Source organism: Candidatus Lokiarchaeota archaeon (assembly GCA_014730275.1).
GTDB lineage: Archaea > Asgardarchaeota > Thorarchaeia > Thorarchaeales > Thorarchaeaceae > WJIL01.
Genome location: WJIL01000006.1, coordinates 128,135 through 148,629 on the forward strand (window position 1 = coordinate 128,135; position 20,495 = coordinate 148,629).

Annotated in this window: 12 protein-coding genes; 1 reads left to right on the forward strand and 11 read right to left on the reverse strand. The window is 45.2% G+C overall.

Annotation, left to right across the window (positions count from 1 at the left end; translation table 11 throughout):
* From GF309_00990 to GF309_01040, 11 genes are all read right to left on the reverse strand, one after another.
* Positions 1-1,836 carry an aldehyde ferredoxin oxidoreductase gene (locus GF309_00990; GenBank protein ID MBD3157338.1) on the reverse strand — a complete coding sequence of 612 codons (1,836 nt, stop codon included), beginning with the start codon at positions 1,834-1,836 and terminating at the stop codon, positions 1-3.
* 10 nt (positions 1,837-1,846) lie between these two features.
* The gene (locus GF309_00995; protein ID MBD3157339.1) at positions 1,847-3,022 is read right to left on the reverse strand and encodes an iron-containing alcohol dehydrogenase; all 1,176 of its coding nucleotides are present in this window, start codon (positions 3,020-3,022) and stop codon (positions 1,847-1,849) included.
* 202 nt (positions 3,023-3,224) lie between these two features.
* Positions 3,225-4,313 carry a hypothetical protein gene (locus GF309_01000; protein ID MBD3157340.1) on the reverse strand — a complete coding sequence of 363 codons (1,089 nt, stop codon included), beginning with the start codon at positions 4,311-4,313 and terminating at the stop codon, positions 3,225-3,227.
* A gap of 107 nt (positions 4,314-4,420) precedes the next feature.
* Positions 4,421-6,247, reverse strand: a complete 1,827-nt coding sequence (locus GF309_01005; protein MBD3157341.1) for an alpha/beta fold hydrolase — start codon at positions 6,245-6,247, stop codon at positions 4,421-4,423.
* Between the two features lie 174 nt (positions 6,248-6,421).
* On the reverse strand, positions 6,422-8,461 hold the full coding sequence (locus GF309_01010; GenBank protein ID MBD3157342.1) for a DUF4910 domain-containing protein: 2,040 nt from the start codon (positions 8,459-8,461) through the stop codon (positions 6,422-6,424).
* 23 nt (positions 8,462-8,484) lie between these two features.
* A complete protein-coding gene (locus GF309_01015) occupies positions 8,485-9,315 on the reverse strand; it encodes a cyanophycinase (GenBank protein ID MBD3157343.1) in 831 nt (276 codons plus the stop codon).
* Positions 9,302-11,818 (reverse strand): hypothetical protein, encoded by a 2,517-nt coding sequence (locus GF309_01020; protein ID MBD3157344.1) that lies wholly within the window; start codon positions 11,816-11,818, stop codon positions 9,302-9,304. Before GF309_01020 ends, GF309_01015 begins: the two co-directional genes overlap by 14 nt.
* Complete coding sequence (gene cphA / locus GF309_01025) at positions 11,815-14,445, reverse strand: cyanophycin synthetase (GenBank protein ID MBD3157345.1); 2,631 nt, start codon at positions 14,443-14,445, stop codon at positions 11,815-11,817. Before cphA ends, GF309_01020 begins: the two co-directional genes overlap by 4 nt.
* 198 nt (positions 14,446-14,643) lie before the next feature.
* A complete protein-coding gene (locus tag GF309_01030) occupies positions 14,644-16,086 on the reverse strand; it encodes an MFS transporter (GenBank protein MBD3157346.1) in 1,443 nt (480 codons plus the stop codon).
* Positions 16,087-16,404: 318 nt separating this feature from the next.
* Entirely contained in the window at positions 16,405-16,824 is a 420-nt protein-coding gene (locus tag GF309_01035; protein MBD3157347.1) for a sterol carrier protein, read from the reverse strand.
* Between the two features lie 368 nt (positions 16,825-17,192).
* On the reverse strand, positions 17,193-17,867 hold the full coding sequence (locus GF309_01040; GenBank protein MBD3157348.1) for a PHP domain-containing protein: 675 nt from the start codon (positions 17,865-17,867) through the stop codon (positions 17,193-17,195).
* 148 nt (positions 17,868-18,015) lie between these two features.
* On the opposite strand from GF309_01040, the gene GF309_01045 reads away from it, so the two are divergent.
* Positions 18,016-20,495, forward strand: a 2,480-nt coding sequence (locus tag GF309_01045; GenBank protein ID MBD3157349.1) for a PAS domain S-box protein, incomplete at its 3' end; no start/stop codon positions are given.

Below are 20,495 nucleotides of genomic sequence, written 5' to 3' on the forward strand. Positions count from 1 at the left end.
TCAACTCAATGGTGTATTATGCAAATCAGTCAAGTCCAGTTCACGCAATTTGCCTCTGTTTGGTTTTCCTGTGTTTCGGTCCCAATCGCGAATCTCATACCAAAGATTCAGCTGTTCTTCAACGTCTGGGACATATCCCTCAGTGGGACCCTCAAGTGGTTTCATCACTATGTCCGGGAGTTCCTCGCCTGAAGGATGGTATCCAAGTTTGAGATTCAACATGCGTTGGAGTGTAAAAATCCGCTCTCCGATACGATTGAGTTCATTTAAGGAGAAACTCCAACCGGTTACAAGCTCAAGAAGTTTGGCTAGTTGTTTGCCTTTCACGGGATAGAAATTGCAGATAAGGGCAGAATTGGTCAAAGAACGAAGGTTTTGCAATCGTGCAGTAATCTTGGCTTCATTTGCAAAACGGTCCTCGCTTTCTATCTCAAAATCGGGATATGACACTCCCATTTGCACGTTGTACATGTCAGCGGTCATATGACATGCCCCTCTTGGTGAAGTGGTGTAGGCCAATGCCATGCCAGAGAATGCACGGGGATCGTGTTGTGGCAGTTCAAGGCCGTTAACCTGTGCTGCAAGATGCTCAACCCCAAATTTTCGGCCAAATTCCCCGCTTCCTTCTGCCATTACATCCCCAATTCCATCGCGCAGGGCAATTTTCTCGATGAAACGAATAGCTGCATCAGCATCGCCCCAGCGGGGAGCTATGCCATCCAAGTCCTCCTCAGCAATGATGTCTTGGTCAAAGAGATAATAGGCAAAAGCTATGATGTTGCCAGTTGATATGGTGTCAAGCCCAACCAAATCGAGTTTCTTATTGGCATATGATAAGGCCTCAATGTTGTCATTCATAATCAAGGTTCCAAAAGTACCTGTTACTTCTAGTTCGGGCCCAACAAACTCGCCTGTGGCATATTTCCCCTCATCGATTTCGATTACCCGTCCACATCCAATAGGACATCGATAGCATGCTTTCTTTCCAGTTAGAATTGTCTCCTTGACTGTACTTCCACTAATAGCATAGGCGTCAAAATCAGATTCGGTGTAGTACTTCACCGGAAGGGAGCCATACATCATGGTCGCCATATCAACAAAACCGGCTGTTCCCAGCTCTGAATACATGTTGAAGGTCGCATCATTCCTGCTTTCTTGATTCAGAGCAGTAACAAATTCCGACAATTCCTCAGCCTTAGCAACCGCAATATCTCGCTGCGTACCATGAACTACAACGGCCTTAAGTTTCTTTGAGCCCATTACTGCGCCCATACCGGTACGACCAGCCGCCCGATAGTGGTCAATCATAATATTGGCGAACTTGACGAGATTTTCTCCTGCAGCACCAATCCGAGCTATACCAGCCCTGTTGTGCCCGGTCTCTTCCTTGAGGGTTTCCCATGCTTTCTGTGTATCCATTCCCCACAGATGCGCAGCGTCTCGTATTTCAACCGTTGAGTCTTCGGCTAGTACATAAACGGGGTTTTTCGCAGTTCCTTCAATCAACAGCCCGTCATATCCAGCAAATCTGATATCCGCCCCAAGATGGCCGCCAAAGGTGCTGTAGCCCAGCAGGCCGGTCTGAGGTGATTTGGCACAGACCGTCGCTTTGCTGCCAGTAGGGACTCTCGTGCCACAGAACGGTCCGGTGATGAACAGAAGAGGGTTTTCGGGACCTAATGGATTGGTTGATTCATCAATGTAATCATAGAGTATCCGAGAACCGAGTCCAGAACCGCCCAAGAAAGTTCGGAGCACCCCATTATCCAAGTGATACTCGCTTATCTTCTCAGAAGATAGATTTACACGGAGTAGTTTCCCTCTATAGCCATCCAAGGTGACGACCTCAGAAATCTATTGACTTGCCCTCGTACATATAATGATACATCCGTCGAATCCCTTCACTGCCAATATCACGGGGATTCATGGTTATGCTGGAATCCATCATTGTGAATTCAACTAGTTTGTCGAGACCGTCTTCCAATTGTTTCTTTTTCACTCCGGCTTCTTTCAAACTGGTTGGAGCACCTATTTCGTTTTGCAATTCTCTTATTTTCTGAGCTAATGCGAGAGCAGCTGCTCCGTCATCTTGTTCGTCAATATCAATGAAGGTGGCCAGCTCAGCGTACATCTCAGCTGTATCAGAGTTTTCAAAGGAGTTGTACTCGATCGTATATGGAAGGGCTATACCCACAGCCATCCCATGATGGATCTCAAGTACAGAACCCATACAGTGGCCAAGAGAGTGGGCCAAACATACCTGTGAATTACTGAAGGCCATTCCAGCTAGATTGGCGGCAACCAGCATTTTCTCTCGTGCCTGCTCGTCCTCCAAGTTGGCCACACTCTTCGGTAGCCACTGGAAAATAATCCTCAGTGATTGAATCGCACATGCATCAGAATAGTCATTCTTCCAGTTTGATATGTAGGCTTCAATTGCATGAGTCAGGCTATCCAATCCAGTATAGGCTGTAAGATCCTTGGGAAGACCACGAACGAATGAGGGGTCTAGAATAGCCACATCAGGAACTAACTCATTGTTGTTAGTGGCGAATTTGCGACCTGTGTCATCATCTCGGATTACCACCGCCTTTGTTGCTTCAGAACCGGTACCGGCAGTTGTTGGTATACAAAGGAGACGACTTCTATTCCGCAAATCGAGAGGTTCCAGAGGAGTAACAGCAGCTAAATCAGTATCGGGATGTTCATAGAGAATCCAAGCGGCCTTCGCTGTATCAATGACGCTACCTCCACCAACAGTCATGATCCAATCCGGCCCAAAACGACGCATAGCATCTGCTGCATTTTCCACTACTGATACACGGGGGTCAGGTTCTGCACCATCCCAGATTGCTGCTTCCCATTGTTCGCTAACCAACAGGTCGCAGACCTTCTCCGGAAAGCCAAGCTCATTGATGTTCGGATCTGTTACAATGAAGGCCTTCTTTCCTTTCAACTCTGTAAGTTCGTTTAGCGCATCCTCACCAAAAATCACCTTTGGAACAGTGAACCACCAAGGCATCTCAAATCAAACTCGGTATTGTCTTTCTCAGACAGGCATAAATGTTTGACTAGTCACTAGAAATAATGAGGCGTGATATAACCAACGGCCATTCTTTTGAAGAACTGTCGTCAGGGTATGAAAAAATGCCTATTTGTCATCTCGATAGTAAGAGGGGTTAACTCCGGGCAAGCATAGCTTCTGTTGAATAGATTATCATTTCTTAAGCAATAACTCGACGGGGCAAATCCTGAAGGATTGTAGTTGCATCCCCCACTATATTTTCCACAAGCTCCTCAACACTTGGAAAATCATCAATCCTACCGACAACTTCGCCTCCAAACATGAGGGCTGTCTCAGGGTTATCTGCCAAGAGGTCTTCGAAACCGGCCCTTTCAGACTTGAGTATGCTTTCATTTGACTCAACTGGATTACCAAGATAGAAGCTTGGAATGTCCTTCAGAGTTTGTTTCACGATGGATTCTGCTCTTGCATTCCTGAGAAAACGCATTGGACCAAAAATGCCGCGACCTGTCAATGTCTCACGCTCTTCTTTCTGAATGATACTCTTCTTCCAAATGTTTTGAAAATCACTCTCTTCTGTTGCTATGAAGCGTGTCCCCATCTGAATGCCAACAGCACCGAGACAAAGAGCTGCAGCCATGGACTTGCCATCGCAGAACCCACCTGCAGCAACCACTGGTATGTCAACCGCCTTTGTGACAGCAGGGACCAGAACCATAGAATGTACGGGATCCCATGATATGTGAGCACCACCCTCATGGCCTGAAGCCACTATGATATCCGCCCCAGATTTCTCTGCTTTCTTTGCGTGATATACTGACGGAACCACGTGAGCCCATGTCAAGCCATGTTTCTTAACCTCCGACCAGGGGGCTGGATTGCCTGCAGAGGTTACGAGAACGCGCAGGTGTTTCTCAATGTCTGAATCGCTTTGGATATCTTCAATCGTCTGTTCTACAAACATCTTGGAAGCAAGAATGAATTCGGAGGCAACTGGAACATTCACGCCAAAAACAGCATCTGTACCCTTGAGAGAGTCTGTAACTGCCTCTATCGACTTCTGCAGAAGAATTCGCGGAGGATCGGAACCAAACAGTTTCTCAGGATCTATAGGAGCAGCATCAGGCAAAAGAGAAGCCGCCATTCCGATACTGCTGATTACTCCTAATGCTCCTGCCTTGGATACAGCTATTGCAAGGCTTTGAGTTTTGTAGGGACCCATCCCGCCCTGCATTATCGGGTGTTTGATGTTTAGTATGTCATTTAGAGGAGTTCTTAATTCAGACATGGGTAACAATAGGATTCAGCCCCTTTAGACATATCCCATTTTCAGATCGAGCTGAACAAGATACAGAAAGGGGAAGGGAATGTAGTCCCTTCCTGTTGTATATCGCATTAGATTAGCATTCCGGCCGTCATAATCCAGACCACGAGCAGTGTTGCCGTTATTGCTCCAAGATAGATTCTCCCCGTTTGTTGATAAAACGCAGTCATTATGAAGAAGATTCCTGCAAAGAGAGGCAGATATGACATCAGGAATATCCCATAAAGGCCCATTAGTAGGATTGGACCCGTTCCAAATAGGAACATGGGGAGATAATTAACGAGAATCATGACAAGAAGGACGGATTCCATTGCGAATACGATTTTGATCCACCAGATAAGCTGAGTCTTCACTGGTGAGCCGTATTCGGGTTGTCGTAGCATGCCATACGCAAACACACCTCCATTGATGAGGAAGAAGGGTAGAACGGGCAAGATGTATACCAAGAATTGCCCGAATCTTTCTGGTGTGAAAGATTTGAAGATAGGCCACATATACCTAAACTCTATGCCTAAGAAGAACTGTGAGATGGAGACTAGCAGGTACAAATACCCGAATAGGAATGCTGACAGGAGAATCGTCCTGAAGATGATGTCTCGGTTCTTAGAATCTGTTATTGATTTGAAGCGACCTACATCGGGGTAAGAGACTCCGTCTTCTTTGTTGGATTCCTTCCTGAACCAAAATCTGAAGGAAACCCAAGCGATAATGGCATTAACTAGAAACCATAGTAATATGCCATTCCCGGTTACCAACATAAAAATTGGTGCAGTAGTACCGATAAGAACTCCAAGTATCATTCCTATATTTGGCAGAATAAGATACGTCACGCCAGCTATTATCGCATTGAGGAGAGCAAATCCCCACCACTGTCTTCCTTTGATTGGTATTTTTTCAGGAAGAGGGCGGGCAATCTTATTGAAATAAGGCACATCCAAAAGGATGCCGGCCAATGGAATCAAAGAGAGAACTGATACTATCAGTGCAAAGAGAGTCGCCCCTTCCCGTATCATGTATGTCTGAGTATTCACCCCTGATACTGCCCATGCGTCTGATTCTGAATAACTCATAAGGGCTTGGAGCATCCATGCTGTAGTCTCTGCCACGCCCTTTTGGTTCCATGTTGCTCCGGGATGTGTGCAAGGGCATTTCGCATACCTATGTGCTGAACCATCCGCAAAATCCCCGTAAGTATAATCAACTTGTGCAGCATCGGGACCAGACAGCTCCTCATTGTACGCAATCATCTCAAGGCTATCTGCAAGGAATTCAGCTCTAACCTGAGTTGTGAAAAGCTCTTCATAGAAGGACCAAACAGCCAGGTAGTTGTTCATGTAATCATGCTCGGTTAGATTGTAGGGGCCATCGGCTTGGATTGCTATAGCTCTATGATCCGGATTCAGTTCAGCTATCGCGCTTGCTGTGCCTGCACCCATCGAATGGCCGACGAGACCTATTTGAGCTGCATTAACAAAACCCAAACCCTTGAGCCATTGATATGCCACGTTTCCACCAAGAGTTTGTAGTGATTCTCCACCAAGGTAATCCAAAACGTCTGTGATGCGATCAGAATCGCCATGGCTTAGTTCGTCAAGTGCAAGTGCAACTACTCCCCGCTTAGCAAGCTCTAGTGCAGCAGGACCTTCCGTGTCTTTGTCGTTGTTCATTCCATGAAGTAGGAGGACAGCCGGTGCTGGACTGGCATTTGTTGCTGTTAGAGGTCGGTACATCTTTCCTGCAACAGCCAATCCGTTGTCGTCGATTATCCGAATATACTCTACATCGATGGATCCAAAGTTGCTCTGAATACCGTGACCCAGCAGTGCAGAAGATCCTATCAGCACAAGACAAAGAACGAACAACTGTTTCTTCCTATTCAGTTGTTTGAGAGTTTCCATATTTGTTTCACTCCAATGCAGAAAGCTTCACCAAGGAATATTATGAACTTCGTTCCCAGTTAATAATGTTACTTCTGCATTTCATGAAACAGTAATGCGGGATATCCTAGTACATGTTCTAAAGAGTTTTCAATTTCTAAGCAAGTAGCTCTCTCGATTCACAGAAGGTATCAATCATTCTTTCCGCTCGGTCATTTCTATCAAGTTGGCTTCTTCAAGAAATTCCAAAAGCCGGTAGATTACATCTCGTAATTCGTAGCCAGTCTCCGCATGAATATTGTCAGCAATCCGCAAAGCAGAATTATGACCATCAATCCAGAAATCAACAAGGGTGAAGACGGGCAGAGTCGTCACGCGAAACGAGTCCAAGATGTCTTTGAGCTCCTTCTCATCCTCGTAGGAGATCTTAGCGAAAACCGAGTCCTCATCTATTGGTCCTGGCTCACAAGTTTTCACAGGAACTGCGTCGTCCAATGGATGAGGGTCATGACTTGCTTCCGAATCTATTCCCCATTCATCAAAAACCTCGCTATAGGCTTCTTCCTCGTTTCTGCTTTCCTCCCGGATTTCTGAGAAACCCCGCCAGAAGATATCCTCAGAGATTCCAGGTACCATTCGTTCTATAGAAAGAATCGCCTCAGAATAGGATTCTCTCAAGAGATGCAGCTTGTGTCTAGCCCACTCCTTGCTTCGAACAAGTCTCTCCTGTGGTTTCCCTATTCGCATACCCTTGGACGTGGCCAACGAGGTTAGTATGTCATGGCTAATTTCGTCTACCTGTTTAGAGAATTCTTGAACCACTGTGTCGGACAGCCAGCTCACAGTGTCCTCATCAACAGTACTTAGGATATAGAGTAATGTGCCCGTAAGCATGGCGTATTTTTTGAGCATATCATTGTCAACATGCTCAGGTAGATCCCTGTCAGTATGATAGTAGGTATACGGCCACGATGTCAAGCCAACCATTGGAATATCAAAATCTGGGGAGTTGAATATGTAGTAGTCACTACCCCCGCTGAATGGGATTATGTCCCAACGGAATTTCGCAACGCCTCTGAGACCCGCAAAAAGCTCGTCATTCTTAACTAGATATCTCATCAGCCATCGGCACAAAGGCCCAATGTAGGAATAATTTGCAAGAGAAGGCATTACTGCAAGCATTGAACCGCCTGTCTCTTCTTGATTGTTCCCAATCATATCCAGATTGACTCCCCCGACAATCCTGTCGATGGTCCCCTGTTCGCGTCTATGCTTAAGATACGCTACTGAGCCTAGGTATTCCGGCATATAGAGAAAAACGATGCTGCGTTTGGGTATCGACATGGATTCATTCTCAGCCAATGCTGCAAACGTGCGTGCCAGCTCCATTGAAGTTGCAACGCCAGACGCATTGTCAACCGCACTCGGTTTGGGATGGTCAAGATGAGATGTTACAATTGCTTCTTGTTCGGTTTCTCCTTGGATTCGAGCCTCTACTATGGAGAATCTGGATTCTTTGAAGGTAGCATCTACTGAAGCACGAACCGTTATACGATCGTTTTGCAGGTAGTTTCGAAGGGCATCGCCATGAGATGGGGAAATCACAAATCCAAAAGCTCGCTCTTCTTCCCCATACCACCAGAAGCTTGAGTATAGCAGGCATTCTGCAAGTCGAGGTTCCCGATGAAGAGGTAGAGCTCCTCGTCTATCAGTCACGATTCCAATAGCTCCGAATTCGCTAACCGCTAACTTCCGAATATGATCCGGATTTGAACTTGTTAGAACAATTTTCCCTTCTACGTCTTTTCCTTCATAGTCGGACCGTGCTTTGCCTTCACCAACATCGAGAAGCTCGGTCTCTACAGCTTGTCCATCGGTACCCACAGAACGCTGAACAAGTGATAGTGGGGCTTCTTCAAAACTGGCCAATCTTCCATACGGCATGAGGTTCCTAAGTCTGAGATCAGAAATGCTTGGAGATATGATTTCTAGAGTTCCAGATTTCGGAACCCATTCTTTAGCAGAAGGAAAATTGTAGAACTGATGGTCATCTTTTGCAGGAAGCTCCAGTATGTTATACTCAATACCATGTTTATCAAAGAATTCTGTTACGATATCCACAGCATCAGAATAGCCAGGAGTTAGCTGTGTCCTGTGTGTCATCGCCAATCTGCGAATAACATCCTTTGCAGTTTGCGGATGAAACTCCTCATTGATTATTCTCTGAATTGTCATTGTTTTCACTTCCTGAAATTCTACTAACGATGGGTCACTGGATAAGGCAAATCTGTCTTGGACATCCCGAAAGTCTCAAGGTTGATTTTGTGGCCAAACGGGATCACAGAAAGCTCAAGCGAACCTACTCCAATTCGCCCAGATGGTTCCAGATTACCAGAATTATTGAACGATATGCCGTTTCCTCTAAGGAAAGTGGTGACATCCGTTCCAATCACAACTGCAGATTCATCTCTAAGCATAACTGCAGTATCATTGGTTATTCCAATCCCAGTTTTTGATGGATGCTCCGATAATGCATGGACTAAGCGATAAAATCGGTTTCTTGCTATGAAATGGGTATCTAGGACTAGATCCGGTAACAATGCCAGACCTTCCTTTATGGGTATCTCACCTTTTCTGAGAGCTTGACCAGCACCGCCCCCTGCAATCATAACTTCACTCATTGCCATAGCCCCCGCGCTTGTTCCCGATAGGACAATATCCTCACCTATCCGACCCTGCAATGCTGAGTGAAGGGGCGTGTCTTTGACTTTTCGTACCAAGCGTGATTGATCTCCGCCAACAAAGAAAATTGCATTTGCTTGGTTAACTTGTTCAATCGTATCCGAGTCTTTGCCGTCATCTCTGCTCAAGACACGGAGCACGGACACATCTGTGAAACCCATGCTTTCAAATTGGTGACAGTACGTCTCTGAAGTGCTTTCTGGATAGCTACTTGCTGTTGGAAAGATACGTATTCTTGAATCAGAGTCTAGTTCATTAGTGATAGCCAGAAAAACTGGCTCTCGCGGGTAAATGTCCTCGTTTCCTCCAATAAGAACAAACGTGGTAGACATTCTAGAAACCTCCATTTTCGCGAATCTTTCGAATCAAATCGATAGCGCCGTGCGGTTCGTTGGTAGTTACAAGAACCAAATCTTCCTTGCTTAGACTCTTCCTCAGTTCTTCCATTCCTTCCTCGAGAGTTGCAGCCACATCAAAGCACTCCCCACAGTCAAATACTGTTTCAGGATATTCAATGTCGTAAACAATTGCTTTCTTGTAATGTCGCGAAATGCCATTCAGTACTGTCCGTATTGCTTGAGTTGAAAGGCCACTAGGAAGGCGAAGCAAGCCGTAGACGTCCCCGAGATCCATTCGACGTTTGTACCTGCTGACAAATCTGCTTGCAATGCCTATGTTACTTGGTTTGGTTGCTAAATCGACAAACAAGTATCTATCTTGAACCTGAAAGAGGTTCATTGCCCCGGGCAGCTGTTCGGGGCTGTTGTTGAAAGTGAGGAGTGCATTCTTTATCTCACCTAGTTCAGCTCCGTTTGTATATGCTGCGGCTGCCGCAGCTAGAAGATTCTCAATATTGAAATGAGCTATGCCTTCAAATGTCAGTGGTGCATCTAGATAATTGATGAGCGGCAGTACTTTCCCCTGATCAATAAGAACAAGCATCTTTCCCATCACAGTAGCAATCAGGTGGTTCTCTTTCTGTATGGTATCAAATAGTGGATGATCAGGTTCTCGCGATATAATCACGATTTCTCCCTGTGTCTCAGAGATGATTTCATCAAATTCCGGAATTTGGGTGTTGATTATGAGTCTGCCCGAAGATCTGACGCGTCTCGAGAGCAAGCGTCTCCCATCGGTCATCCGTTCCTGTAAAACCGGGTAGTCTTCTCGTGATTCATAGGAATTAAGGACTATCGCGGTATCTACATCTCGATAGGCCAAACCTGAAGAAACAGAATCCAAGGCACTCTGTTCCAATATGGCAAACTCTACTCCAGGATCCCCCAGAACCATCTTGTGTCCTTCGTGATTTGCACCGGTCTCACTTGTGATTTTGTTACCTGCGATTCTAACACCTGTTGAGCATGCAAGCCCAGTTTGTTTACCACTCATTCGTAGCAAATGATTCAGAAGTGTTGCAACTATGGTTTTACCGTGACTGCCGGATATCGAGGCTATTGGAATCCTTAGCTCATCACTATTTGGATTAAGGTTTCTCAAAATCAGCTCTTCTACATCAGCCTGTTTGCCCCTGAAGGGATAGTGATAATTACGTACTTCTAATTGGGGCGATAGCGCGACTACGACACCGCGCCCCTCAGAAATAGGTTCTGATATGGTTTCTGCAATGATGTGTATCTCCAGCAATGAAACCCTCAAAGCACGCGCAATTCGCTTCGACAGAAAAGCATTGAAGGGATGAAATCGTTCAGTGACATCTTCAGCTGTTCCCCCAGCATTCATCGTAGCTACGCTAGCAAGGTCAATTACTTCACCTTCTGGCGGAATAGTCCCCGATGAGAAACCTTGTTTTGCCAAGGTCATTTCATAATCTAGGCCTGTCGAGATTGAGGAAAGAGCTGTCTCTTCATATTTTCCACGTGATGGTCGAGAATTCTCAATAGCTACGAGTTCATCAATAGTATGTTCGCCGTCACCAGTCACTCTTGGGGGTTTGTTTTTAATCGCAAATACCGAGTCTCCCACCAGAACTACTCGATAAAGATTGCCCGGAATCCAATTCTGTATCAGAACCTGATTTTCTGTTCTGCAGCATTCTCCGAATGCCCTTTTGAGTTCTTCTTCATTTTCCAAATTCGCATAGGTTTTTGTCCCAAAGGTTTCTTTCAGAGGTTTTATGACAACAGGATATCCTATTCTCTCTGCATAATCTATTGCCTCATCTATTGTTCCAGCCCTATAGCTGATTGGAACTTCGAAACCCATATCCCGGAGGATTTTCTCTAGTGTCGATTTGTAGACGGTTGTGTCTACCGCTAGAACACTTGTATGTTCGGGAATAGACCCCCACATGAGCCGACGATTCTTGCCATATCCATATTGAACAAGTTCCCGATGGATCTGATAATGGGGTATATTCAGATCTTCAGCCTTCGATGCTATTAGTCTGGTATTCATTCCTACGCCATGAGTCCTCACGAAATAACTGTAGGATTTCTTCCAATCATCAACGATTAATTCTTCACCCATGAATATTCGATTCAGAATATCAATGACATGTCGTGTCGCCTCAGCTGTTGCTTCCGGAAAATTGGTTTCTATGAAGAGGGTTAGCCCATCAGATTCTGAACTCAGAAGTCGGTATTGAAACGGGATTTTCCTCTCTTTGGCAACAAAATACGAGGCTATACTCACCAGTGCTTCTGAAAGTACCATATCTTCTGAATCAATGGGGCAGTTGGAAAACGATGAGTTCGGACCAGCTACTTCGCCCATAGTTTGATGAATGATGTCCTCTTCTTCGGTGGTTAGTGAGACAAGTATGCCTTGAGAGTTCGAATATGTATTGGGCCCATGATATTCAATCAGGGAATCGAGTTCGAGTATCACAACCCCCGACCTCCAGCCATTTCTTGATTCCTGTACTCAGATATGGCATCGTATACTGTTTCAAAGCTTTCAAAATTCACAAAAATGAGTTCGTCTTCTACTGAATTCTGCAAAGCCCGTTTAATGGCTCCAGGTTCTATAGAATAAGAGTGAATGTCTTTTTCGGACATTCCTGCGGAGAGCAAGCTTTCTTGCAAGATTTGTGCTAGTTCGCCACGTTCCCGTCCCCGGGTGTTTTTGTCCTCTTTGAGGTAGACTTTATCGAACGTGTCAGCTACAATTTTCATTATCTCTCGATATTCCGTATCTCTGCGGTTCCCGGGTAAACAGATCGCCCCAGTAAGTCTTGCTAACCCCCATCTCTTTTTCAGTTTAAACAGGAATTTTGAAACCAGCTCCATAGCAGCTTTGTTGTGTGCATAATCGATAAACACATTGAATGAACCAATTCGTAGCATATTGCTTCGACCGGGATTCAATTCGGGAGTAGGAGCAAAAGATAGCAAACCAGCACGTATCGTATCAAGGCTCACATCCATTGCATGTGCAATTGCTGTTGCTGCCAACGCATTCTCAATGTTAAAGTCGGCAATTCCTTCAAAGGTGATTGGTACTGAATCAACCGCAACCAAAGGGAGCAATCTTTGCCCGTCATGTATGCTGATGGTTTCATCCCGAATTGTAACATACGGCAAGTCTTCGTCCTTGAATTTGTTCAGTCGTTGATTTTGGGGGGATTGACTGAATCCGATTTTCTTTCCACCAAAACGCTCTGATTGTTCCCAAACTAAATCATCATCGCAATTAACTACAGCCCAACCATCAGGATGCGTGACTTCATAGAGCAAACCTTTGACTTCAGCCATACCTTCAACGGTTTCTATACCATGTTCTCCCAAGTGTTCCTCCGTAACATTTAGCACCGTTGATATGTCAGCCTGATCAAATCCCAGCCCCCGTTTGAGTATCCCACCTCTAGCTGTTTCGAGAACCGCAGCATCAGTAGTAGCATCCTTGAGGATAACCTCAGCGGACCATGGCCCGGTACAGTCGCATTGCAAAATTCGAGAACCGCGAACATAGATTCCTTCAGTGGTAGTTGTACCCACGTCATACCCCGCCAGTCTCAATATATGGGAAACCAATAGCGTTGTTGTAGTTTTGCCATTCGTTCCGGTTATGGGAATAATCGGAATTCTGGAATCCTTTTCATCCGGGAAAAGCTGTGAGACAATTGCCTTCCCAGGTTCTCTAGCTTTTCCCTGCCTTGGATGAATATGCATCCGCAGTCCTGGGCTTGCGTTTATTTCGATTATTCGCCCCCCATTCTGATACCAGCTCTCAGTGACATTGGGAGCAATAACATCAACACCACAAACATCCATGCCTAGCAATCTTGCAGCACGGATGGCAATAGTCTCATTAACAGGATGTATTTCGTCGGTTTTGTCGATTGCTACCCCGCCTGTACTCAAATTCGCGGTAGTCTTGAGTATGACTTTTCGTCCTTGTTCAGGAGTAGAATCCAAGTTCAATTGCTGTTTCCGTAGACAAAGACGGGTCTGCTCATCAATTGTAATCTTGGTCAAAGGGAGTTCATGACCTTCTCCTCGCATCGGATCTGCATTCACCTCGTCAATGAGCTCCTCTACCGTATGCTCACCGTCACCGGTAACCGATGCTGGTTTTCTCTCAGAAACAGCCACTACCTTCTTTCCGACAACTAATACACGGTAATCTCTGCCTTCCACATGTTCCTCTATGAGAACTTGGTCGGAGAAATTTCTGGCTGAATCAAACGCCTTTCGTGCAGATTCTACAGATCTAAGATTCGTAGTTGCTCCTCGCCCCTTGCTGGAATCCACAGGCTTGATTGCAAAGGAACCATCAATATCTTCGATTACCGCTTTGCCTTCGTCCCAAGTTTCTACAGCTGAACCCTCGGGAACAGGCAACCCACCCATCTTGAGGACATCTTTAGTCATTGATTTTAATTGTGCAATTTTCATGCCCACAAATGAGGTGGCATCTGTGGTGGTAGCTTCTATTTTCCGATTCTTGGCGCCATAACCAAGCTGTACTAGGCTATAATCATTGAGTCGCATCGAGGGAATCCCTTTCTCGTCCGCAGCACTAACAATAGAGTCTGTGCTTGGTCCCAAGGAGTATTTGTAATAATCGCGCTCTAGCGTTTCTATGATACCACCAAAATCAACTGGTTCATCAGCGTTCATTGCATTTAGAACATAGACAGCATCGTAGGCTGCGTTACTAGCTACCTTCTCGGTGTCCATTTCAATGACATACTCATAGCAACTCTCGATTTTCTCGATACTCCTAACCACCTTGTGTTCATTTCCCGTTGCCTCAGTCAAGAGGGCAGCTGTGAGATTTGGTAATAGCGGCCAAAGTGGAAAACCATCTTCCCGTTTCTCAAAATTCGGTTCTTTCAGGTCCAAGTGCGATTGTAACTCAGAAAGTATTTTCCGATATTTACCCACATTAACAACATCATCATCCCCCGTTTCTACTTGTGGTTTTATTGTGGACCGTTCAGGTGCGTATACACTTGGACCTAAGTAAATCCGAACATCAACTACTTTCAAAACCCACAATTCCTTTGATATGTTTCAACAAGCCTGCCAATCATTTTGGACTAACTAGAACTCGGCAATAGCCTCAAGCATTCTGCTTCTCACATATAGGCTCTTTTCGATAGTTAAATATTCTATGACTGCGGCTTAAGAGAAATAACTGTCAGAAAGAAACACGAAACAGTTCAATGGGGCAAAAAAAGGGAGAGCCCCCGAGTTATCCCAAGGGGGCTACTCCTCAGCCATGATTGATATCGTATCTTCCTGTTTTTCTGAACCGTTGACCAGCGTAGGTTTCTCATGATTAAGCCCATGTCGAATGACAGCTGCTCCTGAAAGAGATATAATTCCACACAAGGTGAGGGTAAGGGGGAAGCCCGCAACTCCAATTAGCCAGCCGAAGAACACAATCTGTGGGATTGCTAGCAATGTTGAAATAGTAGGAGATAGAGAGTACAGACTGTTACGAATTTTGTTGGGTACCACATCAACCATTTCCCGCTGAGTCAGGATTTGGGCGAATCCCCCAAAGAAGCCTGTCACTGTGAAGGTTATGGCCATCATTGTAATGGGGAGGATACTTGACGAAGGCACTTGTAGAACCACGAGATCCGTAAACGGAAACAGGAACGTCACCATGTTGCTGCTGGGGTCTGGTGGGAGAAACTGCATTATCGCTGCAAATGCAATATAGAACACAAAGCCGACACTTTGCAGAACTCGAAATCGTGGAATCCACGTCTCGGGATCGAATCTTTTGCTCCAGACACCGCTTCGTTCCTGAGATATGATTCCTGCAAAGAACAAGAGAGTCCTGAAGCTTGAAACAGCAACATCAGTCAATAGATAGCTGAAATACATCGGGAACAGTATGAGTTGGCCCCAAACAGTCGAAGTGCTCATCACGATGGTTCCGCCAAGGATGACATACAGAATCCATTTGTCACTGAAGAGATACCGAACGCCGTCCTTCAGAACACCAGTATACTCCTCAAGTGAGGGTTTGTCAGGTCGAACCGCTTCTACTTCTGGGAAATCCTCAATGGCCAACATGACAACGATGGCAATTATCCCACAGAGAACACCCTGCAATTGGAATACCCACGCCCTTCCCAGAATAGCAGCGAGAATGCTTCCAGGAATGAGAGCGGCAGTAGAAACAATTTGAAACAACATTCCGACCCGCCCCCACAGAACGCCAAACTGTTTCCTTTGCTGATCGCCAGGCATCGCAGCAGTGTAGTTGTTGTCAAACCACGCTTGAAAGGCTCCACTCAATTGGGAATTTCCTATTCCTTGGAGACCATAAATGGCTATGAGCAGTACAATAGGAGTACCTGAGGTCACAAACGAGGTCAGATAGAAACCCGCGGCAAAACACACGAAAGCAGAACTAATTATGTACCGTTGGCCAATCCAATCTCCGATAGCACCAGTAGGATAATCTAGACCCGTCTGAACAGCCAGCTGAACAGCCACAAGAATACCAACAACACTTAGTCCTTCAATGTAGGATCCGTTTCCAACTGCTTCAGCCACGAAAATTGTGTAGAATGTTGTGCTCAGTGTTACAGTAGCTGAAACCAGTGGAAGGAATAAAGCTAGGGTCTTAGCTAGATCCAATATCCGATCGTTCGCATCCTTGAGGCCGAAGAATCTTTCTAGCGTGCTCATGAATTAAGCCTCGTACAGTAATTGTACATTATTACATTTTGTTCGGTTATGTTACATTTAAGTCTTTGTTTCACAGCCATATCCTTGAGTGTTGCTTCGGTCATGGATTCATCCTCAAGACATAGTTGTCTGGTCACCAATCAAGAAGAAAGTGCAAAAATGTGACCAGATTTGCGGTCATTTTTGGGCTAAGGTAATACCAAACTGGTGCAGGTAATACTTGACAATCATACCTTATCTCGAAAGAAACTGAAAGCTAGGATACTGCGTGACACACAAGCTCGCCCATCACATAAGACATGTTTCGGCGAAATAGCTCTACTCATCGATGTATTTGGTTGGAACCTTTGTTGCAGTGCTTACAAGCTCACTTGCAGCCTTGGTATATCTCATTATTTTGGACATTGATCCTTGGAGTTTGAATTTCCTAGCCATCAAGCCGCGAATTGGCCCTATTTCACCCTGAAACAGCGATTTCCAGTTCTTGTATGGACCAGAATAAGTGAACTCTGCGGATTTGTCGCCCTCAACCATTTCTGCATCCCTGCACTTACCATGCCAAAGATCCAAATAGAAGCTGATTGGTTCTTCTATGATCTCACCGTCAGCTTCCACCTCAAAAATGAAGTCGCCTTCCCAATCACTTGCAGCGTCCTCATAATCCTCATTTTCGTTGAGAATCTCTTTGTATCGCTCAATCCACTCCTGCGAAGGAAACACAAGTTTCTCATCATTCATGTCACATCACCTGTGAGTATCAATCAGGAGAATAGCACATTCCGGGTGATAAGGGTTCTGAAAAGCAATCAGGTTGTTTGGCTTCTGCTCCCACTAGAAGTATTCAATTTCCTTGCGTTGTTCGGCATGCTATTTTAGGTTCAATCAAGTATAGTTATCATTTACACACTATGTCCGTGCATCTCCATGATGGTGGTGTCCCATGAAAGAAAACCAATTCATTCTCATTTCACTTGTCCTCCTTACCGCATCATTAATTCCCATAGAAGGAGCAAGCATGCTGCAATGCCGATCGCATGGTATCTACTAAAAGCAAAGCGAAAATAGAGGTGGAAGACTCTTTGTTGTTCGAGGTGCAAGAGTTCCGACTAGGTGAACCTCTTCAAAACTTGTCTCGAAGAAAGCACCTCTAGCCCCAATGCAGCGGCTAGCTCCTTAGCTTTCTGGATACGGCCTACTTCTCTCGGCATGTGAGCATCACTACCAAAAACAAATTCGCATCCTGCCTCTTTGGCCAGTTCAAGAAAGCTTTCGTTTCGCGGAGGGTAGCGAGAGCTAAGCTCCACAAGCACATCGTTAGATGCAAGTACTTCAGCAACTTTCCTTCCATCCTTCTCTTGATACGAGGTTAGATATCCATCGTAATGACCAAGGATGTCAAACTCATGATGTGATGCAGCCCCAGCGACTGCTGACGCCCACGTACGGGAGTCACTTCCCCAGTGAACAGAACCGATGAGTATGTCAAATTGCTCTCTTCCTCCAGCAACCTCAGCCAATTCTCCATCGGAAAGGATATCCACCTCGGCCCCGTCCAGGATTTGCAGCCTCCGAGTAACAGAACGTAATCGTTCAATTTCCCGTCGGCGTTGTTGAATAAGGCCTAAACCGCCTCTTTGTGAGCCACGAGAAGGCCAAAAATGATCCGTGATGGCTATGATTGCAAGTCGTCTCTCTTTGGATTTCGTGACAATTTCCTCAATCGAGGAGGAAGCATCCGAGTACTCGGAATGAATATGAAGATCGTATCGTTGGCCTGGCATCGAGCCACACCAGCTTCAGCCTCAATATAACTGCGTTCATAGCCGATGTTTTAGAATAGTAAATGCTTCAGCATCCTGATGGGTAGTATGACCTCTAAATGGTTATATATCAGCTCAAAGAATATTATGTGGCGTAAAAGACTTCGCCATGCCAAAGACTTGGGAGTACTGGTGGTTGTTCCTTAGTTCTGCGGCTATTCCGTTCAAACATGTCCAACTCGCAAAGTGGGGAAATCAAGGGATGAAAATTCTGCTTGTTGATGACGAGGCCAACCTTCTTGATATGACAAAGATATTTCTTGAGAAAGAAAATGAGAGGTTCAATATTGATTCCACAACCTCTGCCAAGAAGGCCCTTGATTTTCTCAGTGAGAATGATTATGATGTCGTAGTCTCTGATTACGCGATGCCAGAAATGGATGGGCTAGAACTACTAGAAGAATTGAGAAAGGAAACGGATATACCATTCATTCTATTCACTGGCCGGGGACGAGAAGAGGTTGCCATGCAAGCTCTGAATCTTGGAGCAGACAGGTACCTCCAGAAAGGCCATGATGTGCGTGTGGCATACGGTATGCTGGCAGATGCAATCATTCAGGAAGCAGAACACTACAAATCAGAGAACAAGCGGAGGAGAGCTGAACAACGGTACAAACTCATTGCCAAGCATATGCCCAACGGAATTGTTCACATTCTAGATCAAAACCTGCGATTTGTGTTTAGTGCGGGGGAAATGCTGGATAAAATAGGTCTTTCAAATGAAGAACTGATTGGCAAGACTGTTTCAGAAGTGCTTCCAGAAGATACAGCAAAAATGGTTGAAAGCTATTATCAGAGAGCGTTGAAGGGAGAACCGGTCACCTTCGAGGGAGACTATGCGGGAAAGCATTTCCTGCTTAATGTTATTCCTCTTGAAGAAAATGCGGGTGAGATGGAAGGTATTCTAGTTTTAGCAGTAGATATCACTGAGCGTAGGAGCATGGAGGAGGAAAGGGAACGGCTCATTGGCGAGCTGCGAACCATTAATAAAACCATCGTAGCTGCGAGCCGGACAAAAGGTGTGAATAAGATATGTCAAATGATAGCAGAAACCGTGCACCAGCTCAACAAAGATAGTATTGTTGCTACAACTCTTTACAATCGGGAAACAGAGAGGGTTACTTTACGAGCTCTAGTAGGTCCAGGAGAGATTCGAAATAGAATTCTGAAACTATTTGGGGATAGGATAACCCAGATATCTCTGGATCCCAATGAGATGGGAGAAGCCTCTCATCTCTATACGACAGGGAAATTAGAACGAATACCTGGAGGCATTTACACCCTCATGGCAGGTAAAGCTTCTCAAACTCTCTGTAACACCGCCGAGAGAATAATGGGCATTGATTCTGCTTATGCTATCGGCTTTGCACTAGGAGACAAGCCCTATGGTGGGATAACAATACTTCCGCTAAAAGGCCAAGAAGTCCGACACAAGTCCGCAATTGAAACCCTCACCAGCCATATCTCTGAAATTCTTCAGCGAAGGCAAACAGAAAAAGAGCTTAGACAAAGTGAAGCCATCCATAGAGCAATATTCGAAAATACCGGAACGGCTACAGCATTTCTGGAGGAAGACATGACAATTTCACTGGTGAACTCAAAGTGCGAAGAATTGAGTGGGTACTCGAAGGAAGAAATAGAGGGTAAAATGAAATGGACGAAATTCACACGAGAAGAAGACCTCGAAAGAATGAAGCGATATCACAAGCTGAGAAGAAAAAACCCTGAATTGGTTCCTAACAGGTACGAGTTTCAATTTGTCACGAAGAGCGGCGAAATAAGACTTATTGATTTGTTCATATCAATGATTCCTGGAACCAAGAAGAGCATCGTATCACTAGTTGATATAACGGAATACAAAGATGCTCAGAAGGAGATTGAGAATCTCAACTCATTGCTAATGGCAATCAGAAACATCAACCAAGTCATTGTACAGGAACCAGACTTCAAAATCATGCTTCAGAAGATATGTGAGTTCCTTGTGGAAACACGAGGTTACCTTGGTTGTTCTATTGCCTTTTTTGAAGAAGATGACAATCATATCCGTCCACTTGTCAGTACGGGGAAGCTTCGGAAAAGCAAAGAGTGGGCCATAACACCTGAAGGCGAAGGTACAGCTCCGGACTGTGTGATGCGTACCCTCTCAACATCCGAGATGCAAGTTATTGAAAACACAATGGCATGCACAGATTGTTCCTATATCTTTGGCGAAGGACAATGGCATAGAAATATCGTAATTCCAATGATATCAAATGAAAAGCCAGTAGGCCTTCTTCGTGTAGTTGTAAGCAGACAGGTTCGGTTGAAGGAACAAGAAAAGAACATACTACAGGAAGTGGCAGGCGATATCCTGTTCGCAAGAGAAAAGCATGAAGCTGAGCTTAGGCTCAGACAAAGCGAGAGAAGAGCTCGGAGTATCATGGAGGCATCACTGGATGGTATTGCTCTTCTTGACAGGGAAGGTCGGGTACTTGACTGTAATACCCGATACGCAGCGCGTTTTGATAAGAAGTCTGATGAAATAATAGGAAAGACACCTTGGAAACTACATCCTGATGTTAGCGCAAAAAGAAAAGAAGCACTGGAAAG